21 protein-coding genes are annotated in these 22,556 nt (G+C 68.5%); 12 read left to right on the forward strand and 9 right to left on the reverse strand.

The window, feature by feature from the left end:
- Positions 1–68 precede the first annotated feature (68 nt).
- Positions 69–779, forward strand: coding sequence for a DUF1906 domain-containing protein (locus ACWDXS_RS08375; protein ID WP_449963643.1), 711 nt, complete (start codon positions 69–71; stop codon positions 777–779).
- A gap of 1 nt (position 780) precedes the next feature.
- On the opposite strand, the gene ACWDXS_RS08380 is transcribed toward ACWDXS_RS08375, so the two are convergent.
- Together ACWDXS_RS08380 and ACWDXS_RS08385 are read right to left on the reverse strand one after the other, a co-directional pair.
- Complete coding sequence (locus tag ACWDXS_RS08380; protein ID WP_378996536.1) at positions 781–1,131, reverse strand: hypothetical protein; 351 nt, start codon at positions 1,129–1,131, stop codon at positions 781–783.
- 148 nt (positions 1,132–1,279) lie between these two features.
- On the reverse strand, positions 1,280–2,056 hold the full coding sequence (locus tag ACWDXS_RS08385) for an Rv1157c family protein (RefSeq protein ID WP_378638191.1): 777 nt from the start codon (positions 2,054–2,056) through the stop codon (positions 1,280–1,282).
- 264 nt (positions 2,057–2,320) lie between these two features.
- Between ACWDXS_RS08385 and ACWDXS_RS08390 the strand changes: the two genes are divergently transcribed.
- Positions 2,321–3,577 (forward strand): mannosyltransferase, encoded by a 1,257-nt coding sequence (locus tag ACWDXS_RS08390; RefSeq protein WP_449963648.1) that lies wholly within the window; start codon positions 2,321–2,323, stop codon positions 3,575–3,577.
- A 3-nt stretch (positions 3,578–3,580) separates the two neighbouring features.
- Here ACWDXS_RS08390 and ACWDXS_RS08395 read toward each other — a convergent pair whose 3' ends face one another.
- Complete coding sequence (locus tag ACWDXS_RS08395) at positions 3,581–3,868, reverse strand: 4a-hydroxytetrahydrobiopterin dehydratase (RefSeq protein ID WP_301903181.1); 288 nt, start codon at positions 3,866–3,868, stop codon at positions 3,581–3,583.
- Between the two features lie 21 nt (positions 3,869–3,889).
- The gene (locus ACWDXS_RS08400) at positions 3,890–4,066 is read right to left on the reverse strand and encodes a hypothetical protein (RefSeq protein ID WP_194826542.1); all 177 of its coding nucleotides are present in this window, start codon (positions 4,064–4,066) and stop codon (positions 3,890–3,892) included.
- A 125-nt stretch (positions 4,067–4,191) separates the two neighbouring features.
- Between ACWDXS_RS08400 and typA the strand changes: the two genes are divergently transcribed.
- The 5 genes from typA to ACWDXS_RS08425 all read left to right on the forward strand — a co-directional run bounded on the left by typA (position 4,192) and on the right by ACWDXS_RS08425 (position 10,800).
- Complete coding sequence (gene typA / locus ACWDXS_RS08405) at positions 4,192–6,093, forward strand: translational GTPase TypA (RefSeq protein WP_379298002.1); 1,902 nt, start codon at positions 4,192–4,194, stop codon at positions 6,091–6,093.
- 151 nt (positions 6,094–6,244) lie between these two features.
- Positions 6,245–7,978 carry an ABC transporter family substrate-binding protein gene (locus ACWDXS_RS08410; protein ID WP_378638427.1) on the forward strand — a complete coding sequence of 578 codons (1,734 nt, stop codon included), beginning with the start codon at positions 6,245–6,247 and terminating at the stop codon, positions 7,976–7,978.
- A complete protein-coding gene (gene mshB / locus ACWDXS_RS08415) occupies positions 7,975–8,856 on the forward strand; it encodes an N-acetyl-1-D-myo-inositol-2-amino-2-deoxy-alpha-D-glucopyranoside deacetylase (RefSeq protein WP_449963655.1) in 882 nt (293 codons plus the stop codon). The genes ACWDXS_RS08410 and mshB overlap by 4 nt, the downstream gene beginning before the upstream one ends.
- A gap of 98 nt (positions 8,857–8,954) precedes the next feature.
- Entirely contained in the window at positions 8,955–10,370 is a 1,416-nt protein-coding gene (locus tag ACWDXS_RS08420) for an amino acid permease (protein ID WP_378993333.1), read from the forward strand.
- Between the two features lie 10 nt (positions 10,371–10,380).
- Positions 10,381–10,800 (forward strand): hypothetical protein, encoded by a 420-nt coding sequence (locus tag ACWDXS_RS08425; RefSeq protein ID WP_378993334.1) that lies wholly within the window; start codon positions 10,381–10,383, stop codon positions 10,798–10,800.
- Here the strand turns inward: ACWDXS_RS08425 and ACWDXS_RS08430 are convergent.
- The 3 genes from ACWDXS_RS08430 to ACWDXS_RS08440 all read right to left on the reverse strand — a co-directional run bounded on the left by ACWDXS_RS08430 (position 10,790) and on the right by ACWDXS_RS08440 (position 13,292).
- The gene (locus ACWDXS_RS08430; protein ID WP_378993335.1) at positions 10,790–11,143 is read right to left on the reverse strand and encodes a DUF1622 domain-containing protein; all 354 of its coding nucleotides are present in this window, start codon (positions 11,141–11,143) and stop codon (positions 10,790–10,792) included. The two genes, ACWDXS_RS08425 and ACWDXS_RS08430, sit on opposite strands and share 11 nt — an antisense overlap.
- Positions 11,144–11,244: 101 nt before the next feature.
- Positions 11,245–12,756 (reverse strand): PH domain-containing protein, encoded by a 1,512-nt coding sequence (locus ACWDXS_RS08435; protein WP_449964716.1) that lies wholly within the window; start codon positions 12,754–12,756, stop codon positions 11,245–11,247.
- Positions 12,757–12,791: 35 nt separating this feature from the next.
- The gene (locus tag ACWDXS_RS08440) at positions 12,792–13,292 is read right to left on the reverse strand and encodes a PH domain-containing protein (RefSeq protein WP_387447487.1); all 501 of its coding nucleotides are present in this window, start codon (positions 13,290–13,292) and stop codon (positions 12,792–12,794) included.
- Positions 13,293–13,443: 151 nt separating this feature from the next.
- On the opposite strand from ACWDXS_RS08440, the gene ACWDXS_RS08445 reads away from it, so the two are divergent.
- The 4 genes from ACWDXS_RS08445 (at position 13,444) to ACWDXS_RS08460 (ending at position 19,314) form a co-directional block, all read left to right on the forward strand.
- On the forward strand, positions 13,444–16,044 hold the full coding sequence (locus tag ACWDXS_RS08445; RefSeq protein ID WP_449963662.1) for a bifunctional FO biosynthesis protein CofGH: 2,601 nt from the start codon (positions 13,444–13,446) through the stop codon (positions 16,042–16,044).
- Between the two features lie 108 nt (positions 16,045–16,152).
- Positions 16,153–16,476, forward strand: coding sequence for a ferredoxin (gene fdxA / locus ACWDXS_RS08450; RefSeq protein ID WP_056813450.1), 324 nt, complete (start codon positions 16,153–16,155; stop codon positions 16,474–16,476).
- A 35-nt stretch (positions 16,477–16,511) separates the two neighbouring features.
- Positions 16,512–17,597: a succinyldiaminopimelate transaminase gene (dapC, locus tag ACWDXS_RS08455; RefSeq protein WP_378993563.1), complete on the forward strand. Its 1,086-nt coding sequence runs from the start codon at positions 16,512–16,514 to the stop codon at positions 17,595–17,597.
- Positions 17,598–17,721: 124 nt separating this feature from the next.
- Complete coding sequence (locus ACWDXS_RS08460; protein WP_449963666.1) at positions 17,722–19,314, forward strand: serine/threonine-protein kinase; 1,593 nt, start codon at positions 17,722–17,724, stop codon at positions 19,312–19,314.
- A 32-nt stretch (positions 19,315–19,346) separates the two neighbouring features.
- On the opposite strand, the gene ACWDXS_RS08465 is transcribed toward ACWDXS_RS08460, so the two are convergent.
- Complete coding sequence (locus ACWDXS_RS08465; RefSeq protein ID WP_378993342.1) at positions 19,347–20,057, reverse strand: serine hydrolase; 711 nt, start codon at positions 20,055–20,057, stop codon at positions 19,347–19,349.
- A 92-nt stretch (positions 20,058–20,149) separates the two neighbouring features.
- A complete protein-coding gene (locus tag ACWDXS_RS08470; protein ID WP_378993344.1) occupies positions 20,150–21,001 on the reverse strand; it encodes an oxygenase MpaB family protein in 852 nt (283 codons plus the stop codon).
- A gap of 122 nt (positions 21,002–21,123) precedes the next feature.
- Between ACWDXS_RS08470 and ACWDXS_RS08475 the strand changes: the two genes are divergently transcribed.
- Positions 21,124–22,551 carry an acyl-CoA synthetase gene (locus tag ACWDXS_RS08475; protein WP_449963671.1) on the forward strand — a complete coding sequence of 476 codons (1,428 nt, stop codon included), beginning with the start codon at positions 21,124–21,126 and terminating at the stop codon, positions 22,549–22,551.
- Positions 22,552–22,556: the final 5 nt, after the last annotated feature.

Genomic DNA, 22,556 nt, shown 5'->3' on the forward strand with positions numbered 1-22,556 from the left:
GAGATTCGGGGAAGGCGCGCCGGGTTCGCTTACCGGTTGAAGGTCGGGTTGCGCGAAGGAGTCCTGCGATGCGTTCTGTTCCGGTGACCCGGCGGAAGTTCTTCGGCTTGGCCGCCGCCGCGGCCACGATCGGTGCCGGCCTCGCCGCCGCACCCGCCCGGGCCCAATCCTTCGGCACCATGGTCGACTACGCCGCGGGGGTCCCCTCCGCCGCGTCGATCGCGGCCGAAGGACATATCGGCGTCATCCGCTACGTCTCCGAGCGCAGGCCCGGCGCGGAGTGGATGGAAGGTAAACCGCTGCTCGCCGCCGAGGTCGAGGACCTGTGGACGCACGGCCTGTCGATCGTGTCGAACTACCAGTTCGGCAAGGGCCCGACGGCCGACTGGCGCGGTGGCCTCGAAGAGGGCAAGGAACACGCCGAACGCGGTTGGGCCATCCACACCGCCGCGGGCGGACCCGACACCGCGCCGATCTACGCCTCCATCGACGACAACCCCTCGGACGAGGACTTCGAGGAGATGATCGCGCCCTATATCGAGGGCTGGCAGTCGGTGCTCGGACCCGACCTCGTCGGCATCTACGCCAACGCGCCGACCATCGACCGCGCACTCGACGCGGGCCTGGGTTCCTGGTTCTGGCAACACAACTGGGGCACCGAGCGCGGATTCGTGCACGACTCCGCGCATCTGCACCAATTCGAGATCGACAAACGCTCGATCGACGGCATCGGCGTCGACCTGAACCGGGTGCTGGCCGAGGACTACGGCCAGTGGTGAGTTAGGTCTGGCAGTGGCAGGTCGCTCCGCACCGGATATCGGGCTCGTCGTCGGGCATCACGCGCAACGCTGATCGCACCTCGGGCTCGGCGAGCACCCCGCGCCACGACATCAGTGACCACCGCGACAGACCCGACAGCGCCGACCCGACGCTGGCGAACGACAGCGAGGAGATCGCGGACCCGAACGACCCGATCGAGCCGATGGACAGCACCGATCCGACACTGCCGATCGACAACACCGAATAGGCCGATCCGATCGACAGGATCGACCCCTCGGATCGATAGGACAGAATCGAGCGGCTGCTCCGAATCGACCGAACATTCCGGGAAGAACCGTGCGTGGTCGCCATGGATCCCGGTTTACCACACCGCTCAGCCGGCGGGAACCCTGCGCGAGCGCACAGCAACGCGAGCAGGACAACCATGGTCTGGCCGCCGAACGCAAACCTCCCCGCGACTCAGGTCCGGCCTGAAGTCGCGGGGAGGCGGGAGAGCATCTCAGACGGTGAAGAAGCCGAGGGTCGGCATGAACGTGCAGGTGCGCGGTGCGGCACCCTCGGCGGCGGTGGTGAGCGAACCCGAGATCACCGCGACCACGCGGCCGTGGCCGGTGTTGGCGATGGCCGACAGGGTGGCCGGACCGCCGGGGTTGATCTTGGCCTCGTCGGTCAGCGTCTGGATCGCGGACTGACGGGTATCGAGGTTGAGCCACTGCACCGTCATCGGCGGGTTCTGCTCGCCGGTCGGGGCCTTGGTACCGAGCGCGGTGAACACGAAACCGGCCTGTCCGGCGGCGGGTCCGGGCGGGGGCAGCTGCGCCGGACCGGCGACCGCGAGCGCGGTGCCGACCGAATCGGCGCCGTCGCCGATGCAGCCCTTGCCGATCGTCGGGTACAGGAACTGCGCGATGGCCGGGCCGTCCTGCGGGAGCTCGGGACCGCCGCCGCCGCTGCCGTCGAGGAAGGTGATGATCCGCTCGAGGGTGGCCTTGATGGCGGGTGGCAGATTCAGCGTGGCCAGCAGTACGCGTGCCTGATCGAGCAGGGCGGTCTGCGGGCTGGCGACGTCGGCGGGGCCTGCGACCAGGCCCGCCACGGCGGGGGCGAAGGCGGCTAGCGCGTCGACAGGGACGCCTTCCGGCACCATCGGGACGCTGATCGGCGCCGCCTGTGGGGCTGGCGCGGGCGCGGCGATAGAAGCAGGCGCGGCGAGCATGGCGCCTGCCGCGATGGCGAGAGCGGTCGTTGCGATCCGCGATCCTCGGCTACGAAGCACTTGTCTAGCCGTCCTTACCTCGGTTTTGCGATGGGCGAGGGTTGTCGACCCCAACATGTCGGGGGTCACTCTAAGGACAACGCTGCCGTGTTGTACAGCCGCCGGGCCCTGAGCGGATCACCGGCCCGAACCATGTTCATCGACGCTAGCCCTGACCGGTGTTACACCTGGGGATGTTGATGCAAATGTTACCCATGGTGTCGGGGTGGCCGGTGGCCGCCGGTGGCGCGCGGGCGCCTGGTTAAAGTAGCGGAGCACCGCGAAATGGCGCGCGACGCCACCCATCCGACCGAAAGCCTGGCCTTGAACCGACACCTCCGATGGGCTCTCGCGCTGCTCGGACTGTCCGTGCTCGCCAGGCTGGCCTGGATGCTCTTCGCCCCGAACGGGCTCAATGTCGTCGATCTGCACGTGTACGTCGACGGCTCGGCCTCGCTGCTCACCGATCGGCTCTACGACTTCACCTACTCCGAGGTGACGCCGGACTTCCCGCTGCCGTTCACCTATCCACCGTTCGCGGCGCTGGTGTTCTTCCCGCTGCACTATCTGCCGTTCACCCTGGTGGCGGTCGGCTGGATGCTGGCCACGGTGGCCGCGCTCTACGGCGTGATCCGGATCAGCTTCGAACTGCTCCTCGGCGCGGCGAAGGCGAAGCAGACGCCGTGGATCACCGCGGCCGTCGGCTGGACCGCGCTCGGCGTCTGGCTGGAGCCGGTGCGAACAACGATCGACTACGGCCAGGTCAATGTGTTCCTGGTGCTCGGCGCGATGCTGGCCGTCCGCAGTGCGCGGTGGTGGATCTCGGGCACCCTCGTCGGCGTGATCGCCGGCATCAAGCTGACCCCGGCCATCACCGGTCTGTATTTCGTGGCGCGGCGGCGCTGGGCGACGGTGCTGTGGTCGGCGGGGGCCTTCGGGCTGACCGTCGCTGTGAGCTTTCTCATCAATGCCCACGAGGCGAAGCGCTATTTCGGCACTCTCCTGGGCGACGCGGACCGGATCGGCCCCGTGGGCTCGGTGTGGAACCAGTCGCTGCGCGGCGCGCTGAGCCGCATCCTGGGTTACGACGTGCAGTCCGGGCCGTGGTGGCTGGCCGCGGTCGGGGTCACGGCGGTGCTGGCGTTCTGCGCGTGGCGCACCCTCGGCCCCGACGACCGGCTCGGCACCCTGGTGCTGGTGCAGCTGTTCGGGCTGATGATCTCGCCCATCTCCTGGTCGCACCACTGGGTCTGGCTGATCCCGACCGCGCTGTGGCTGCTCTACGGGCCGCTGCGCGACGAGCGGGTCGCGCGGATCATCGCCGGGTTCTGGGTGCTGACGATGTTGGTGGGTGTGCCGTGGGTGCTCTCGTTCGCGCAGCCGACGATCTGGACCATCCCGCGCCCGTGGCCGCTGGCCTGGCTCGGCGCGGTCGACGTGATCGGCGTGTTCGTGCTGCTCGGCTGGCTGATCTGGCGCGGTCGCGAGACCTTGCGCGCTCAACTCCCCGGCCGTCGCACGGCCGAGGTACCCGCGAGCTGACGCTCAGCCGACGAGGTCGTCGATGGTGTGCGCCATCGCCGTATCGAGCGCGGTGAGCCCACCCGCCGAGTGCGTACTCAGCGTGAAACGCAGTGTGCGCCAACGGATATCGATATCGGGATGATGATCGGCAGCCTCGGCCGCGGTGGCGACCTTGCGTACCGTCTCGATGCCGGCGAGGAAACTCGGTGCCTGCACCGTGCGGGTGATCGCGTCACCCTCGCGTGACCACTCCGGCAGGGTGGCCAGCGCGATGGTGAGTTCGGGGGCGGAGAGCAGCGGAGTACTCATACTTCGGTTGTACCCCTCCGCCTACTTGGCACGCGCCAGCTTCAACGCCTTTTTGAGATCTTTACCGCATGTTCCGGCGGCCTCGGCCTTCTTCATTCGCATGATGACGACGGGGCATTTGAAGCAGCGCGTCTTCTTCCTGCAGCACTTTTTCTTCGGCTTCAGGCTCGAGACCTTCTTCGCCTTCACCTTGCCCATGGGAGTTAGCGTAACCTAAGTACAAAGCCTGACACGAGGTCGCGGCGAAGGTACCGGTAGGGTGTAACAGGCCGCGATGCCAGATGAATGCGCGCCAAATACATCAACAGCAGGAGGATTGAGGCGTGTCGTCTTCACGCGATTTTCGCAACGTCGCCATCGTGGCCCACGTCGACCACGGCAAGACGACGCTGGTGGACGCCATGCTTCGTCAGTCGGGCGCGTTCGCTGAGCGAGCCGAACTGGTCGACCGCGTCATGGACTCCGGTGATCTGGAGCGCGAGAAGGGCATCACCATTCTCGCGAAGAACACCGCGGTTCATCGCCACAACCCCGACGGTTCCGTCACCGTCATCAATGTGATCGACACCCCCGGCCACGCCGACTTCGGTGGCGAGGTCGAGCGCGGCCTGTCCATGGTCGACGGTGTCGTGCTGCTCGTCGACGCGTCCGAGGGCCCGCTGCCCCAGACCCGTTTCGTGCTGCGCAAGGCGCTGGCGGCGAAGCTGCCGGTGATCCTGGTCGTCAACAAGACCGACCGCCCGGACGCCCGCATCGCCGAGGTCGTCTCCGAGTCGCACGACTTGCTGCTCGACCTGGCCTCCGACCTCGACGACGAGGCCGCCGAAGCCGCCGAGCTGGCGCTGGATCTGCCGGTTCTCTACGCCTCGGGCCGTGAGGGCAAGGCGTCGAAGGTCGAGCCGGAAAACGGTTCCGCACCCGACGCCGAGAACCTCGATGCCCTGTTCGAGGTGCTGATGGACTACATCCCGGCGCCGAAGAGCAACAAGGACGCGCCGCTGCAGGCCCACGTCACCAACCTCGACGCGTCGGCGTTCCTCGGCCGTCTGGCCCTGGTCCGCATCTACGCGGGCGAGCTGCGCAAGGGTCAGAACGTCACCTGGATCAACGCCGACGGCGCCAAGACCGTCAAGATCACCGAGCTGCTCCAGACGATCGGTGTCGAGCGTCAGCCCGGCGAGGTCGCCGAGGCCGGCGACATCGTCGCCATCGCCGGTATCCCCGACATCATGATCGGCGACACCCTCGCCGATCCGGAGAACCCGGTCGCACTGCCGCGTATCACCGTCGACGAGCCCGCCATCTCGGTGGTCATCGGCACCAACACCTCGCCGCTGGTCGGCCGGGTGCAGGGCCACAAGCTCACCGCCCGCATGCTCAAGTCGCGCCTGGATTCCGAGCTCATCGGTAACGTCTCGCTGCGCGTGCTCGACATCGGCCGTCCCGACGCCTGGGAGGTGCAGGGTCGTGGTGAGCTGGCGCTGGCCATCCTCGTCGAGCAGATGCGCCGTGAGGGCTTCGAGCTCACCGTCGGTAAGCCGCAGGTGGTCACCAAGCAGGTCGACGGCAAGACCCACGAGCCGTTCGAAGAGCTGACCATCGATTGCCCCGACGAGTACCTGGGCGCGATCACCCAGCTGCTGGCCGCCCGCAAGGGCAAGATGGTGCAGATGAGCAACCACGCCGCCGGTTGGGTGCGCATGGAGTTCATCGTCCCCTCGCGTGGCCTGATCGGCTTCCGCACCGTGTTCCTCACCGAGACCCGCGGCACCGGTATCGCCAACGCCGTCGCCCACGGTTACGCCCCGTGGGCCGGTGAGATCCGCGCCCGCCACACCGGTTCGCTGGTGTCGGACCGCGCGGGCACCGTCACCCCGTTCGCGATGATCCAGCTGGCCGACCGTGGTCAGTTCTTCGTCGAGCCGGGCGCCGACACCTACGAGGGCATGGTCGTGGGCATCAACCCGCGTGCCGAGGATCTCGATATCAACGTGACCCGCGAGAAGAAGCTGACCAACATGCGCAGCGCCACCGCGGACACCTTCGAGACCATGGCCAAGCCGCTGCAGCTCGACCTCGAGCTGGCGATGGAGTTCTGCACCGAGGACGAATGCGTGGAGGTCACCCCCGAGGTGGTTCGCGTGCGCAAGGTCGTCCTCGGCGCCAACGAGCGGGCCCGCGACCTGTCGCGTCGCAAGGCTCGCGACAAGGCCGCCGCGAACTAGTCGGCAGTAGTTTCGAACGGCGTCGGCCGGGTACCGGAAACGGACCCGGCCGACGCCGTTTTGTGGGCCTGTAATGGGCGACCGGCAGTGGATAGCGGGGTTGGGTAGAGTGCGCAGAGTGAGTCTGGGGCGGCGCGCAAGGTGGCGCGCGATGGTGCTGGCGATGATTGCCTCGACGGCGGTCGTGGCCGGTTGCACGGCGAATCCGCCACCGCCGATCGAGTCCTCCGACTCTCCCAAGACCACCCAGGCCAAGCCGGGCAAGAACACCGTCGTCGTCGCGATCGACGACATCGGGATCGGGTTCAACCCGCACCTGCGCTCGGATCAGTCGCCGGTGACCAGTGCGGTGAGTTCGATGGTGCTGCCCAGCCCGTTCCGCGCCGCGCCGAGTCCCGTGCATCCCGGTCTGGTCGACTGGGTGCCCGATACCTCGCTGATCGTGTCGGCCGATGTGACGGCCCAGGAGCCGTTCACCATCACCTACACCCTGCGTAATCAGGCCAATTGGTCCGATGGCGCCCCGATCGCCGCCGAGGACTTCCGGTTCCTCTGGCAGCAGATGATCAGCCAGCCCGGTGTGGTGGACCCGGCCGGCTACCGGCTCATCTCCGATGTGGCGTCCTCGGGTGGCGGCAAGACGGTGACGGTCACCATGACCCAGCCCTACCCGGCCTGGCGTGAACTGTTCTCGAATCTGCTGCCCTCGCACCTGGTGAAGGACTCGCCGGGTGGGTTCACCAGCGGGCTGGTCGACAAGATCCCGGTCTCGGGCGGCAATTTCACCATCAAATCGGTCGATCGCGGACGCGACGAGATCCTGCTCGAACGCAACGACCGCTTCTGGGGCACCCCGGCCTCCCCGGATCAGATCCAGTTCCGTCGCGGCGGCACACCCTCGCAGCTGGCCGAATCGCTGCGCACCGGCGACGCGCAGATGGCGCTCGTGCACGGCGGTGTGGCGACCCAGGCGCAACTGGCCGCGATCCCCTCGGTGCGGACCACGATCATGCCGCAGGCCCGCGAACTGCAACTCGCGCTCAACGGCCGTTCCGGCGATCTCGCCGATGTCCGGGTCCGCAAGGCCGTGCTCGCGCTGCTCGACCCCGCCCTGCTGGCGACCGTCGGTGCGCAGACCGGTGGTTGGGTAGAACCCGCACGCGCACAAGTGCTTTCGCCGTCGAGTCCCGGTTATGTGCCCACCGCGCCGCCGCGGATGACCGCCGATGAAGCGTTCGCACTGCTGGCCGAGGCGGGCTTCGGTCGCGCACCGGAGGCACAGCAGACCGGTTCGCCCACCTCGCCCGCGCCGCGCCCGCGCTCGGTGGCGCGCAACGGTAAGGGGCTGTCGGTGCGGATCGGCGCCGTCACCGAGGACGCGTCGGCGCTGGCCGTCGCCAATACCGCCGCCGACCAATTGCGCAGTGCCGGTATCGATGCCACCGTTCGCGGCCTGGCCGCCGATGAGCTGTACGGCAAGGACCTCACCGAATCCTCGATCGACGCCATCGTCGGCTGGGAGCTCGCGGGCGGCGACCCCGCCACCGCGCTCGCCTCCCGCTACGGCTGTCCGCCCGTCGAACCGGCCGGCGCCGAAGGTCCCGCCTTGGCCGCGGCCGAGGCGTACCGCAAGGCGCCCAGCAATATCGGCGGTGTGTGCGATCCGACTCTGCAACCCTCGATCGACGAAGCGCTTCGCGGGTTCGAGGTGCCGCGGATCCTGGCCGAATCCGAGCCACGATTGTGGGAACTGGCGACCGTGTTGCCGATCGTGCAGGACAACGTCGTCGCGGCGGCCGGTCCGCGCGTCGACGGTGTGTCGCTGTCGGGTGCCATCCAGGTCGGCATCTTCGGTGATACAGCACAGTGGCGGAGGATCCCATGACCGAGACCGGCGGCCTGCTCCTGGTCCACGCCCACCCCGATGACGAAACCCTCACCACGGGCGGCACTATCGCGCACTACCGCCGCCGTGGTGTCCCGGTGACGGTGGTCACCTGCACGCTCGGTGAGGAGGGTGAGGTCATCGGCGAACGGTGGTCGCGCCTGATCGCCGCCGAAGCCGACCAGCTCGGCGGCTACCGCATCGGCGAACTCACCGCCGCGCTGTCGGCCCTCGACGCGGGCGAGCCGTGGTTCCTCGGCGGCCCCGGCCGGTGGCGCGATTCCGGCATGGCGGGCACGCCGTCGGCGGCGAACCCGCGGGCCTTCGTGAATTCCGGTGACGCCGCCGTCGACGCGCTCGTCGCGGTGATTCTCGAACTGCGACCCCGGGTCGTCGTCACCTACGACCCGCGCGGCGGCTACGGCCATCCCGACCACATTCGCGCGCACGAGATCACCACCGCGGCGGTCGTGGCCGCTGCCGAACAGGGCTGGGACGTCCCGAAGTTCTACTGGACCGTCACCGACGGCGACCTGCTGCGCCAGCACACCGCCGCGCTGGCTCGCCGCACCGTCGACGAACTGCCCGGCGCACTGCCCCCGGGCTGGCGTCTGCCCGTCGAGGCGGAACTGGCCGCCATGTCGACGAGCGGGGTGACCACCGTGGTCGACGTCTCCGACGCGGTCTCGGCCAAGCGTGCCGCCATGCGCGCGCACGCCACCCAGGTCACTGTCGCGCCGAGTGGCCGGGAATTCGCTCTGTCGAACAACATCGCGCTGCCGGTGCTGCCGGAGGAGCATTTCAGGCTGGTGCGCGGTACTCGCGGCCGGCTCGGCAACGATGGGTTCGAGCACGACCTGTTCGCCGGTCTCGATTGAGTAGCTAGCCACAGGGTTGCCATCGTGCCTCGGCGCGCGGGCCGGTACCGTTCCGGTGTCCGCGTTCTCGGGTGTTCTCACACGATGGGTGGGGTGTCATGACCGCTGTGGGTGATCGACCGGATCTCGACGCCGAGGACGCCGGATATCACAAGTCCCTCGGCAGACGTCAGCTGATGATGATCGCGATCGGCGGCGCGATCGGCACCGGCCTGTTCCTGAGTTCCGGTGGCAGGCTGGCCAGTGCGGGGCCCATGCTGTGGGTCGTCTACGCGGTCTGCGGCGTGTTCGTGTTCTTCATCCTGCGCGCTCTGGGCGAGCTGGTGCTGCACCGCCCCACCTCCGGTTCGTTCGTCTCCTACGCACGCGAATTCCTCGGGGAGAAAGCCGCTTTCGTCGCGGGCTGGATGTATTTCCTGAACTGGTCGATGACCGGCATCGCCGACTCCACGGCCATCGCGCTGTACTTCCACTACTGGCAGCCGATGACCTCGGTACCGCAGTGGGTGCTGGCGCTGATCGCCTTGGTGATCGTGCTGATCGTGAACCTGGTGAGCGTCAAGGCATTCGGTGAGCTGGAGTTCTGGGCCGCGCTGGTGAAGGTGACCGCGCTGTGTGCCTTCCTGGTGATCGGCACGGTGTTCCTGCTGGGGCGCTTCACCATTCGTGGCGAACAGACCGGCCCGTCGATGATCTCCGAGCACGGTGGCATGTTCCCGACCGGCATCCTGCCGCTGGTGCTGGTCACCTCGGGCGTGATCTTCGCCTATGCCGCCGTCGAATTGGTCGGTACGGCGGCGGGGGAGACCAAGGATCCCGAGAAGCTGATGCCGCGGGCGATCAACTCGGTGATCCTGCGGATCGCGGTGTTCTACGTCGGATCGCTGCTGCTGCTCGGACTCTTGCTGCCGTACACGTCCTATCACGCGGGGGAGAGCCCGTTCGTCACGTTCTTCGCCGCGCTCGGCGTGCCCGGCATCGGCTCGCTGATGAATATCGTCGTGCTCACCGCGGCGTTCTCCAGTCTCAACGCCGGCCTGTATTCGACCGGGCGCATTCTGCGTTCGATGTCGATGCGCGGTAGCGCCCCTCGGTTCACCTCGGTGATGAGCAGTCACGGCGTGCCCTACGGCGGGATCCTGCTCACCTTCGGCATCGCGCTGCTCGGGGTGGTGCTCAACGGGTTCGTTCCGGATCAGGCCTTCGAGATCGTCTTGAATGTGGCCTCGCTGGGCATCCTGGCGTCGTGGGCCACCATCGTGCTCTGTCAGTTGCGGATGTGGCACCTGTGGAAGCGGGGGCAGCTCGAGCGGCCCGCGTTCCGGATGATGGGCGCGCCGTACACCGGCTGGGCCACGCTGGCCTTCCTGTGCACGGTGCTGGTCCTGATGGCGATCGACCGCCCGGTCGGGACCTGGACGGTGGCGAGCCTGCTGGTGATCGGGCCCGCGCTGCTGATCGGCTGGCGGTTCTCCCGGGCGCGGGCGGCACAGCAGACCGCTTCGGCCGAATAGACTCACGCGCATGGTGACCGATCGCGATCAGCCCACCGCCGTGCTGCGGTCCGCACGCATCTCCGGCGTGGCGGATCCGCTGATCTCGGGGCTCATCGTCGTGCTGCTGCTGGTCGACGCGCTGATCACCCTGGCCGTCGAAGTGCTGTTCCTGCCGCTGTACATCGGCTCGCTGGCGTTTCCGGTGGTGGCGCTGTTCGCCGCACCCATCAACATCGCGCTGGTCTACGGCATGGAATCGGTGACCGACCGAATCGGCTTCACTTTCGCCCCGATCGTGGTGTGGGTGTTCGGGTTCCTGGTCTGCGCCTCGCGTGGCCCCGGCGGTGACATCATGCTCGGCAGCGACGGCCGCACCCTGTTGCTGTTCGCCTGCGGTGTGCTCGCGCCCGCGGGGTACCTGTACTACCGGTCGAACGTCAGCCGGTAGCTTTCGTCTTCTGCCACGGCCACCGCCCGGTCAGCTCGAGTTCGAGCGAGTAGCTCAGGAACGTCCGCACCAGCACGATCAAGGCCAGCACGCCCACACTGGTGAACGTCGGCGCGATGGCCACCGTGCGGATGATGTCGGCCGCCACCAGGAATTCCAGGCCGAGCAGGATCGCCCGGCCCAGCCCGCGCCGATAGGTGCCGTAGGCGAGCTCGAACTCCTCGTGCCCGGCCAGCTGTCGCAGGAAGCGGACCGTGCCGACGAGCGCGCCGATGACGATAGCCGCGACGCCCGCGGCGTCCAGCACTTTGCCCGCGTTCTCGATAACCTCGGTGAAATGCACGAATCACCCCTAGCGTCAGCGGCACGGCGATCGAATCGAACGCTACGCCGCGTCGCTGTCGCCCGCGTCGCTATCGGGCTCGGCGGGTCTTGCCGGACCTTTCAGCGTGTGCCGAGTCCGCCCGGGGTCACTTCTTCGATCAGCGCCGCGGCCGCAGCGATCGGGATGTCGACCACCAGATAGGCCTTCTTGCCCGCGGCGGTGGCCGCGACGACGGTGGCGAGTCCGGCGCGGCGCTGCCAGAAGGTCTGCCGCACAGTCCACCCGATGATGCCGGGAGCTTCGAGGCAGTCCCGATTGCGGTCGAGGCTGCCGCGGCGGGTGATCAGCCAGGTCGGGCCGGTGGTGCCGGGGAGCACGCGGTGGCCGAGGCCGCGATAGCGGTCCTCGGCGAGCAGGGCCATGACGACGGCGAAGACCACCGGGAAGGTCCAGGCCCACGGTGCCAGATGACCACCCGTGAGCACGACGGCGAGCATGGCGACGACAACGATCCCGACGGGCCACGCGGCGCGGGTGTAGCGGCGACGGCGGGCGGCGGGTCCGTGTCTGCGCAGGTCGACGGTGCCCAGGGCGGAACCGGTGATCGGTTGTGGCGCGGCCGAATCGGCCGATGCTTTCGCCTGCGGGCCGCGACGGCTGCGGAGTAGTTCGTCGAGGGTGCGTTCGACGGCGACGCGGGGCGCCTGGGGAAGGATCTTCTGGCGAGGGTTCTCGCCGGTCATGATCATTTCCAGCTGGGCGGCGCGGGCGGCGCGCAGCAGGAGCGGTTCGTTGAGGGTGGCGCCACGGAAGCGGGCGAGGTCGAGGGTGATCTGGCGGGTGGTGAACAGTCCGTGGCGCAGGTGCAGGGTGGTGCCGTTGTCGAGCACGCGCAGGCCGAACCAGGTGGCGAGGTACTGGCCGCACGCGGCGAGGCTCACCAGCGCCAACGTCAGCACGGTCAACCCCGCGATGGTGATCGTGACGATCGCCGCGGTGTCGTCGTCGAGGTGCTGCACGACAGCGCTTTCCGACAGCACGTCGATCACCCCGTACTGCGCGCCGAGCCCCGCGATCGGCGCGACGACAGCCAGTCCGGTCAGCGACAGCGGCGCGTAGCGCACCCACGCCGCCCTCCAGTGCCCGATCTCCACCCCGGACTCGGCAAGCGCGTCAGGGCGCGAAACATGGGGCGCTCCGGCCGCGTCGACGTGATCGGGCGCGTGTTGGCCGGTGTGGGAGAGCAATTCGGCCCGCAGCGCCGGGATCTGACTCGTATCGAGCGCGTCGAGCTTGAACTCCTCGCCCTTGTCGGTCTGCTTCCCGGTGCCGATCGCCAGCACCGCCAGCCCCAGCACCCGGTGCAGCAGATCGGCTTCCACATCCACCGACCGGATGCGCGGCCTCGGCACCGACAAGGTCCGGCGCGCCACGATTCCACTGCGCAGCTGCACGTGATCGGCGTCGATCCGATACGACGTGGTGAACCAGCGCGCGATACCGAACGCCGCGACCAGCACCACCGGGATGAGACTCCACAGCGGATTGCCGCTGGTCGTGCCGACGATGATCGAACCGAGCAGCACCGGAATGTATTTCATGATCTCGTTGACCGGATACACCAGCAGCATGCGCGGGTCGAGGCGCTGCCATTCGATAGGCTGGATCACGTCGCGTCCCCGCGGTGCTGCGCGGCGATCGCGGTCAGCCGCAGCACCGTCTCCTCGGCCACCGGCAGGTCGAGCGCACTGATCTTCACCGCTCCGGCCGACGACGCGGTGGTCACGGTGACCGTCGCCAGCCCCAGGATCCGTTCCAGCGGACCACGCTCGGTGTCCACGGTCTGCACCCGCGAGATCGGCGCGACCCGTGACTCCTGATCCAGCCACCCCACCCGCGTGTACACGGCCTCATCGGTCACCTCCCACCGATGCACCGCGTAGCGCCACACCGGGATCACCACGACGGCGAGCACCGCCAGCATCACGAGCGCCAGCCCGGCGAGCACCTGCCAGCCGCGACGGTCCCCGTCGAGCACCGCCCACACCCCGAGCGCGATGAACAACACCACCACGCCGATCGTGTTCTCCAATGCCCACAGCAGCTTGGCCTTGGCACTCGGACGCCAGGCCGGTTCGGCCAGGATGGTGGAACGCGGCAGTGACATGCTGCCCATGGTTCCATGCGCGTGCGACGGTTTCACCCCGTCGGGAATACGCGTGGTCACGGTGGAGGTTGTCGTCGGACAAGGACGACCACGCCGCGCCCGCCGTGGGCCCGTGACCTCACCGACCACACGTCCGGGGAAGAAGTAGCGCATGATCGACGGGGTGACCGATCTTCCGAAGCCGAGCGTTCCGATGTCGCCGCCGAGTCCCGCCGCGATGCGACGGGCCCTGCGCCGAGCCCGCGACGGCGTCACGTTGAACGTCGACGAGGCCACCGTCCTGCTGCATGCCACCGGCGACGACCGCGCCGATCTGTGCGCCAGCGCCGCCAGAGTCCGCGACGCGGGCCTGGAATCGGCGGGCCGCCCACGCACGATCAGCTATTCGCGCAATGTGTTCATCCCGCTCACCAAGCTGTGCCGGGACAAGTGCCATTACTGCACGTTCGTCACCGTGCCCGGCAAGCTGCGCGCCGAGGGCAAGGGCATGTTCCTCGAACCCGACGAGGTGCTCGAGATCGCCCGTCAGGGTGCCGCCCTGGGGTGCAAGGAAGCGCTGTTCACCCTGGGCGACCGGCCGGAGGACCGCTGGCCGGAGGCCGCGCAGTGGCTCGACGAGCGCGGCTACGACTCCACCCTCGACTATCTGCGCGCCGTCTCCATCCTCGTGCTGGAGGAGACCGGCCTGCTGCCGCATCTGAACCCCGGCGTGATGAGCTGGAACGAGATCTCCCGCCTCAAGCCTGTCGCCCAGTCCATGGGCATGATGCTCGAAACCACCGCCACCAGGCTGTTCACCGACAAGGGCGAATGCCACTACGGCAGCCCCGACAAGGATCCGGCGGTCCGGCTGCGCTCGATCACCGACGCGGGCAGGCTCTCGGTGCCCTACACCACCGGCATCCTGGTGGGCATCGGCGAGAATCTCACCGAACGCGCCGAGTCGATCATGGCGATCCGCAAGCAGCACAGGGAGTTCGGGCACATCCAGGAAGTGATCGTGCAGAACTTCCGCGCCAAGGACGACACCGCCATGCGCGATGTTCCCGATGCCGGCGTGGCGGAGTTCCTGGCGACCGTCGCGGTGACGAGATTGCTGCTGGGCCCCGATGTCCCGGTGCAAGCCCCGCCGAACCTGGTGTCGCACAGTGATTGCCGGGCGCTGATCGACGCCGGCATCGACGATTGGGGTGGGGTGTCGCCGGTGACGGTCGACCACGTCAACCCCGAACGCCCGTGGCCGAATCTGGACACCCTGCGCGAGATCACCGAGGCGGCCGGGTTCACCCTCGTCGAGCGCACCTCCGCGCACCCGAAATACGTTCGCGCGGGCCATCCGTGGATCGATCCCCGGATCGGCGCGCACGTCGACGCGCTCACCGACCCCGCGACGGGCCTGGCCAGGCCCGAGGCCGTGCCGGTCGGCCTGCCGTGGCAGGAACCCGACGAGTCATGGGATTCGGTCGGCCGCGTCGACCTGAACACCGCCATCGACACCGAGGGACGCAATACCGACAGCCGCAGCGATTCCGGGCTCGGTCAGGAAGTCGTCGGCGCGTTCGGCGACTGGGAGACGATTCGCGAACACGCCCGCGACCTGGCCGTCGTCGCGCCCGAGCGGCTCGATTCCGAGGTGCTCGACGCCCTGCGCGCCGCCGAGAAGGACCCGGCGGGTCTCACCGACGATCAGTACCTGGCCTTGGCCACCGCCGACGGCGCGAACATGGAAGCTGTTGCCGCACTGGCCGACTCGTTGCGACGCGAGGTCTCCGGCAACGAGGTCACCTACGTGGTGAACCGCAATATCAACTTCACCAATATCTGCTACACCGGCTGCCGCTTCTGCGCCTTCGCCCAGCGCAAGGGCGACGCGGACGCCTTCACCCTCAGCACCGACGAGGTCGCCGACCGCGCGTGGGAGGCCCACGTCGACGGCGCCACCGAGATCTGCATGCAGGGCGGTATCGACCCCGAACTCCCGGTCACGGGCTACGCCGACCTGGTCCGCGCGATCAAGGCGCGGGTGCCGTCGATGCACGTCCACGCGTTCAGCCCGATGGAGATCGTCAACGGCGCCTCGCGTGGTGGCCAGAGCATCCACGACTGGCTGTCGGCGCTGAAGGAAGCCGGATTGGGCTCGATCCCCGGAACGGCCGCCGAAATCCTCGACGACGAGGTCCGCTGGGTGCTCACCAAGGGCAAACTCCCCACCTCGGCCTGGATCGAGGTCATCACCACCGCGCACAAGCTGGGCATCCCGTCGAGTTCGACGATGATGTACGGACATGTGGACAACCCGAAGCACTGGGTGGGCCACCTGCGGGTGCTGCGCGGCATCCAGGACGAGACGGGCGGCTTCACCGAGTTCGTCCCGCTCCCGTTCGTCCACCAGAGCGCACCGCTCTACCTCGCAGGCGCGGCCCGGCCCGGCCCCACCAACCGCGACAACCGCGCGGTCCACGCGCTGGCCCGGATCATGCTGCACGGCCGCATCCACAACATCCAGACCAGCTGGGTGAAACTGGGTACCCTCGGTACCCAGGCCATGCTCACCGGTGGCGCCAACGATCTGGGTGGCACGCTGATGGAGGAGACCATCTCCCGGATGGCCGGTTCCCAGCACGGTTCGGCGAAAACCGTCGCCGAGCTCACCGAGATCGCGGCGGGCATCGACCGTCCGGTCCGCGAACGCACCACCACCTACGGAGTGGTCGAGGCCAAACCGGCACCGTTGCCATTGGCTATCGGATGATTGTCAGTGTGAGTTAGGGCAGGCTGACCTGGGAGTAATGTGGGCGGTCGGGATAGTGTTTCGTGGGCGGAGTAACCCCGCAGGTGAGGACAGACTAGGAGAACGGCAGTGCCGTACATCATCGCTGAACCGTGCGTTGACGTGAAGGACAAGGCGTGCATCGAGGAATGCCCCGTGGATTGCATCTACGAGGGTGGTCGCATGCTCTACATCCAACCCGACGAGTGCGTGGACTGTGGTGCGTGTGAGCCGGTCTGCCCCGTGGAGGCGATCTTCTACGAGGACGACACTCCGGATCAGTGGAGCGGTTACATCAACGCCAACGTCGACTTCTTCAACGAGCTGGGATCCCCCGGTGGCGCGACCAAGGTCGGTGTGGTCGATTTCGACCCCGCCTTCATCAAGGCGCTGCCCCCGATGGCCGAAGAGTGAGCGCAGGGGTGCCCACCCAGAGCCGGAAGGGCCGGGTGAGCGGCCTGCTGCCCGATTTTCCCTGGGACACCATCGCGGCGGTCAAGCAGAAGGCGGCCACCCACCCCGGTGGCCTCGTCGATCTGTCCGTGGGTACACCGGTGGACCCGGTCGATCCGCTGATCCGCGCGGCCCTGGGCTCGGTGGCGGCCGTTCCCGGCTATCCGACCACGCACGGCACCCCTGAGCTGCGCTCCGCCGCTGTCGCCGCGTTGGCGCGCCGGTTCGGCGTCACCGGCGTCGACCCGGCGGCGGTGCTGCCGGTGCTCGGCACGAAAGAGCTCATCGCCGGGCTGCCGCGACTGCTCGGTATCGGCGCCGACGATCTGGTGGTGATCCCCGAGATCGCCTATCCGACCTATGAGGTCGGCGCGCTGCTGGCGGGCGCGAAGCCTTGGCGCGCAGACGGTCTCACTCAGGTCGGCCCGCAGAATCCGGCGCTGATCTTCGTGAACTCGCCCTCGAACCCCACTGGCAAGGTGCTGCCCGTCGAGCACCTGCGCAAGGTGGTGGCGTTCGCGCGCGAGCGCGGCGCGATCGTCGCGTCCGACGAGTGCTACCTGGGCCTGACCTGGGAGGGCGAGGCCGTCTCGATCCTCGACCCGCGCGTGTGCGATGGTGACCACACCGGTCTGCTGGCCATCCATTCCCTGTCGAAGACCTCGAATCTGGCCAGCTACCGTGCCGGTTTCCTCGCCGGCGACCCGGAACTGGTGGCCGAACTGCTCGAGGTGCGCAAGCACTCCGGCATGATCATGCCGTTCCCGATCCAGGCCGCGATGACCGCCGCGCTCAGCGACGACGTGCACGAGGCCGAGCAGCGTGAGCGTTACCGCGCCCGTCGCGAGATCCTGCGAAAAGCTTTGACGCAGGCGGGTTTCCGCATCGACTTCTCCGAAGCTGGTCTGTACCTGTGGGTTACCCGCGGCGAGCCCTGCCGCGTCACCCTGGACTGGCTCGCCGAACGCGGAATCCTCGCCGCTCCCGGCGATTTCTACGGTCCCCGTTCGCCCGAGCACGTGCGTATCGCCCTCACCGCCACCGACGAACGCATCGCCGAAGCGGCCGCACGCCTGTCCTGAACACCGTCTCCGCACGAACCGCTGGGTAGATCGCGCCCAGCGGTTCGCGCTGTCCCCGGCGGCCGATATCGTGTGGAGCACAGGGGCGGTAGCTGTCCTGCACAAGATCGAGAGGCACAGCGGAATGCGCGGGGTGGAGTTCAGTGCGGGCACGGTCTTCGCGGGGTACCGGATCGACCGGCTGCTGGGCCGGGGCGGAATGGGCACCGTGTACCTCGCGGCGCATCCGCGCCTGCCTCGGCAGGTGGCGCTGAAACTGCTCGATCGCGAACTGTATTCCGACGACGAGGTCCGTGGGCGGTTCGAGCGGGAGGCGGACGTGTCCGCCCATCTCGATCATCCCGGCATCGTCTCGGTGCTCGACCGTGGCGTCGAAGACGGCCTGATGTGGATCTCCATGCAGTACGTCGACGGCCGCGACGCCTCGGTGTTCCGCGGCGAGCCGCTTGATCCGGCGCGGGCGATCGGGATCATCGCGCAGACCGCCGAGGCACTGGACTACGCCCATGATCGCGGTGTGCTGCACCGAGATGTGAAGCCCGCCAACATCTTGCTGGCCCCCAGCCGCTCCGGCGACCGTGTCCTGCTCACCGATTTCGGTATCGCCCGGCTGCGCGGCGACGCCCGCCAGCTCACCCGCACCGGAGCCTTTCTCGCCACCCTCGCCTACGCGTCGCCCGAACAACTCTCGGGCGCCCCGGTGGACCACCGCTGCGACCAGTACTCGCTCGGCTGCACTCTGTTCACCCTGCTCACCGGCCAAAGCCCCTTTCCCGCGGACAATCCCGGGGCGGTGGTCGCCGCCCACCTCACCAAGCCGGTGCCGCGCGCGTCCGCGATGATCGACGACCTGCCGCCCGGAATCGACGCGGTCATCGCGCGGGTCATGGCGAAGGAACCTGCCGAAAGATTCGGCAGCTGTGTGGAATTCGCGCAGGCGGCGACGGCGGCGCTGGTCCGCACCGATCTCGTGTCGCCGGGTGTCGGCAGTTTCGGGCCGTCGCAAGCGCCTCGCCCTTCCGGTCGGGAAGTGTGGTCTGCGGATCCTGCGGCGAATTCGCTGAACCCGACTCTGGTGAGTTCACCGTTTGCCTCCGTGCCGCAGCAGGCCGTAGATCGCGGCGGGGCGCAGGTCGACCGTGCGCGGCCACAGCGGGCGGTTTCCTCGCGGTGGCGCGTACTCGCGGTGAGTCTGCTCGTGCTGGCGATGGTCGCCGGGGTCGGGGTGATCGGCGTCGGTGCGATCTATTGGAAGTTCGTGCGCCCGAATCGAGTTCCGCCGCCGCCCACCTGGGGTGCGCACGCGTCGGTGGCCTCGGGATTCACCGACTTGATCCCGTCGGGACCCGCCGGGCGCGGCTGGCGGGAGGCGAACTGTTCGGCGACTCCGTCGCTGGTTGTGCTGCCGGGCGACCCGGCGCCGCTCCAGCAGATCACCTGCACGGACGCCGACGGTCTCATCGCGTGGTACACCGAGTACCCCTCCGCCGCCGACGCCGATGCCTACCTGCTGCGGCACACCACCGAGGACCTCACGCGCGAACTGCATCACACCAGCCTCGCCGCCTACCGGCCACGCGACTCCGCCGCACCGTTCACTCTCGCGGCGAGGGAGCGCGGCAACGTCTTCAGCGCGAACTCGGTGGTGGAGGTGTCGTGGCCGGGCCACACCTTCGAGGAGACCCGCGACGACTGGTGGCAGCAAGCCCCGTTCTGATGCCGGCGGTGCTGTCGCACCATGAACTGCTGTCAGTACGCCCCGGCCAGGCGAAGGATCAGCGCGGGCAGGGCGTCGAGCACATCGGCGGACTGGTCGGCCGGGGTGCCGTAGGTGTGCGCGGCGACCGAGAAGCTGGGCCCGAAGGATGCGGAAGCCACCTCGGGGGCGCCCACATCCGACCATCCCCACTTGCTGCCGTGTACGCCGGGCAGCTGGGCGGTGCCCCAGTTCTGGGGAGTGCCGTCGGCGGCGGTGTTGCTCGCGCCCGCCATCCACTCGAAGATCGGCGAACCCGGGTCGGTGCGCTGCTTGGCGGCCAGGAAGTCGGTGATGTCGGCGGTGCTGGTGCTCGACCGGCCCCAGTCGGCGGTGCCGTGCGTCCCGCGCAATCCGTATTCGCCCGCGGTCGCTTCGATCGCTTGCGGATATTTGCCGGCGAGTTGGGTGGCGGCGCCGTCGTCGGAGTCACGGATCATCCGTTCCGACAGCGCGCGGTCCTGCGGCGAACCGTCGCCGTGGCGCAGCGCGTAATCGGCGATGTAGAGCTTCGACATCGACAGCGCCGCCCGCGATTCGTGCTCGTTGGCGGTGCCCCAGGCGAATCCGCCCGGCATCCGCAACGACATGGCGGTTCGCGGCGGCACCGTCGCCGGGTCCTCGTCGGCGTGGGCGGCGGGCGCGGCCGCCATGAGGCCGACGGCGACCGCCGCCGCACACCATGTCACTGTCCGAATGCTCACGAACGTCCTCCGATTCCGCGCGACGCGTTGCGATCGTGGGGAATGAAACCCGAACGCCGCAGGTCGGCGTGGGAGGCGCGCGGCAATGCCGATCAGATCAGCGGCTTGCCGCGCCGGTTGCGGCGGCGCATGTCGACGAGGGCGACGTTGAAGGGGAAGTTGCGCAGGGGACGTGGCAGGCGGCCCGTCACCGTGCCGGTGGTGCGCATCAGGCGGTTGAGTTTGCGCTCGTCGGCGGGGCTCCACGACAGGCCGAGTTCGTCTCGGAGGTGTTGGGGGAGTAGGCCGGTGGTGAACCAGCGGTGGAAGCGGGCGAAGGGCAGGCGCAGGGGCGGGCTCACCATCTTCAGGTCGAGCAGGTCGTCGAAGTAGGCCTTGATCGTGGTGTCGATGCTGGTGAGCTTCAGATGCTCGGACCAGTAGGCATCGAACGCGGCGCGATCGGCGGGCCACATCTCGCGGGGCACCTGGAGGGTGGTGCCGAGGTAGTGGGCGTAGTCGTAGAAGGTGTCGGCGACGGCGTCGTCGACGGGGCCGTAGAGGCGACGCATCACGTCGACCGAGCCCCAGTACAGGCACGCGGCCACCCACAGCTGCAAGTTCTTGTCGAAGGCGTTGTACTTCACGGGGCTGTCGGCGGTGGAGTGGACGTGGCGGTGCGCGCCGTTGATGGCGGTGCGGAAGGCCTCGCGGTCCGCGTCGGTGCCCATCAGCGCCACCGACAGGTAGGTGAGCGTGGTTCGGGTGCGCTTCACCGGGTGCTTCATGATGCTGCCGCTGTGCACCGTCGATTCGGCGACGCCGTAGCCGACGGGGGCCAGGCTGAGCTGCATGATCACATTGGCGGTCGCGCCGTAGAAGGCCGCGGAACCGTTGACGTAGTCGCGGATGTCGAAGGGCGCCGGTTCGGACCGCTGCGAACGCGAGCGCGACAGGATGGTCATCATTGACCCCGTTTTCGTCGAAGAGAGCGTGAGAGACTTATGCATTTAATGTCTCACCACGGTGTCGGAGTGTCAACGACGGCGGCGGCACCCACCGAATCGCGTCACGTTAGCGTTGACGGATGCCCTATGGTCCGCCGCTGCTGCTCGCCTCGCTGAATCCGGCCGCCGTCGCCGCCGGGGATGACATTCCCGACGCCGTCACCATCGATGATGCCACCGTCTCGCGCAGCGATCTGCTGGGTTCGGCAACATCGGTGGCGGAACGCATCGCTCGCGCCGACCGGGTCGCGGTGCTGGCCGAACCCACTCTGCGAACCGTGATCGCCGTGGTCGGCTGCCTGATCGCGGGGGTGACCGTGGTTCCGGTACCGCCGGACTCGGGCGCCGCCGAACGCGAGCACATCCTGCGCGATTCGGGTGCGCAGGCCTGGCTCGGCCCGGCGCCGGAGGGCACGGACCTGCCGGTGGTACCGGTGCGGCTGCACGCACGGTCCTGGCACACCTATCCCGAACCGGATCCGGCCGCGATCGCCTTCATCCTCTACACCTCGGGAACCACCGGTGCGCCCAAGGGCGTGATGCTCAGCCGCGGCGCGATCGCCGCCGGGCTCGACGCGCTGGCCGAGGCGTGGGCGTGGACATGGAAAGACACACTGGTGCACGGGCTTCCGCTGTTCCACGTGCACGGGCTGATCCTCGGGCTGCTCGGGCCGCTGCGGGTCGGCAGTCCGGTGATCCACACCGGCAAGCCGACGCCGGAGGCCTACGCGGCCGCGGGCGGCAGTCTGTATTTCGGGGTGCCGACGGTGTGGTCACGCGTGGTCGAGCGGCCCGAACTGGCCAAGGAGCTGAGTAGGGCGCGGCTGCTCGTCTCGGGCAGCGCGCCGCTGCCGGTGCCGGTGTTCGAGAAGCTCGCCGAGCTCACCGGGCAGGCGCCGGTGGAGCGGTACGGGATGAGCGAAACCATGATCACGCTGTCCACCCGGGCCGACGGCGAGCGCAGGCCCGGCTGGGTCGGCACGCCGGTGCGCGGGGTGCAGACCAGGCTGCGCGACGAAGCGGGCGAGCCCGTTCCGCACGACGGCGCGAGCATCGGCGGCCTGCAGGTGCGCGGACCGATGCTGTTCGGCGGGTATCTGAACCGGCCGGAGGCCACCGCGCGGGACTGGACCGAGGACGGGTGGTTCCGCACCGGCGATGTGGCCGTCATCGATGGCGACGGGTTCCATCGCATCGTCGGGCGCGAGTCGATCGACCTCATCAAATCCGGTGGTTACCGCATCGGCGCGGGGGAGATCGAGACCGCGCTGCTCGGGCATCCGGCGGTCGTCGAGGTTGCCGTGGTCGGGCTGCCCGACGACGACCTCGGGCAGCGGATCGTGGCCTTCGTCGTCGCGCGCGACGGGAGTTCCGACGCGCTCGGCGTCGAGCTCACCGCCTATGTGGGCGAACAGCTTTCGGCCCACAAGCGCCCACGGGAGGTTCGCTTCGTCGACGCGCTCCCGCGCAACGCGATGGGCAAGGTGCAGAAGAAGCTGCTCGACTGAGGCTG

The sequence above is a fragment of the Nocardia sp. NPDC003183 genome (assembly GCF_053590715.1).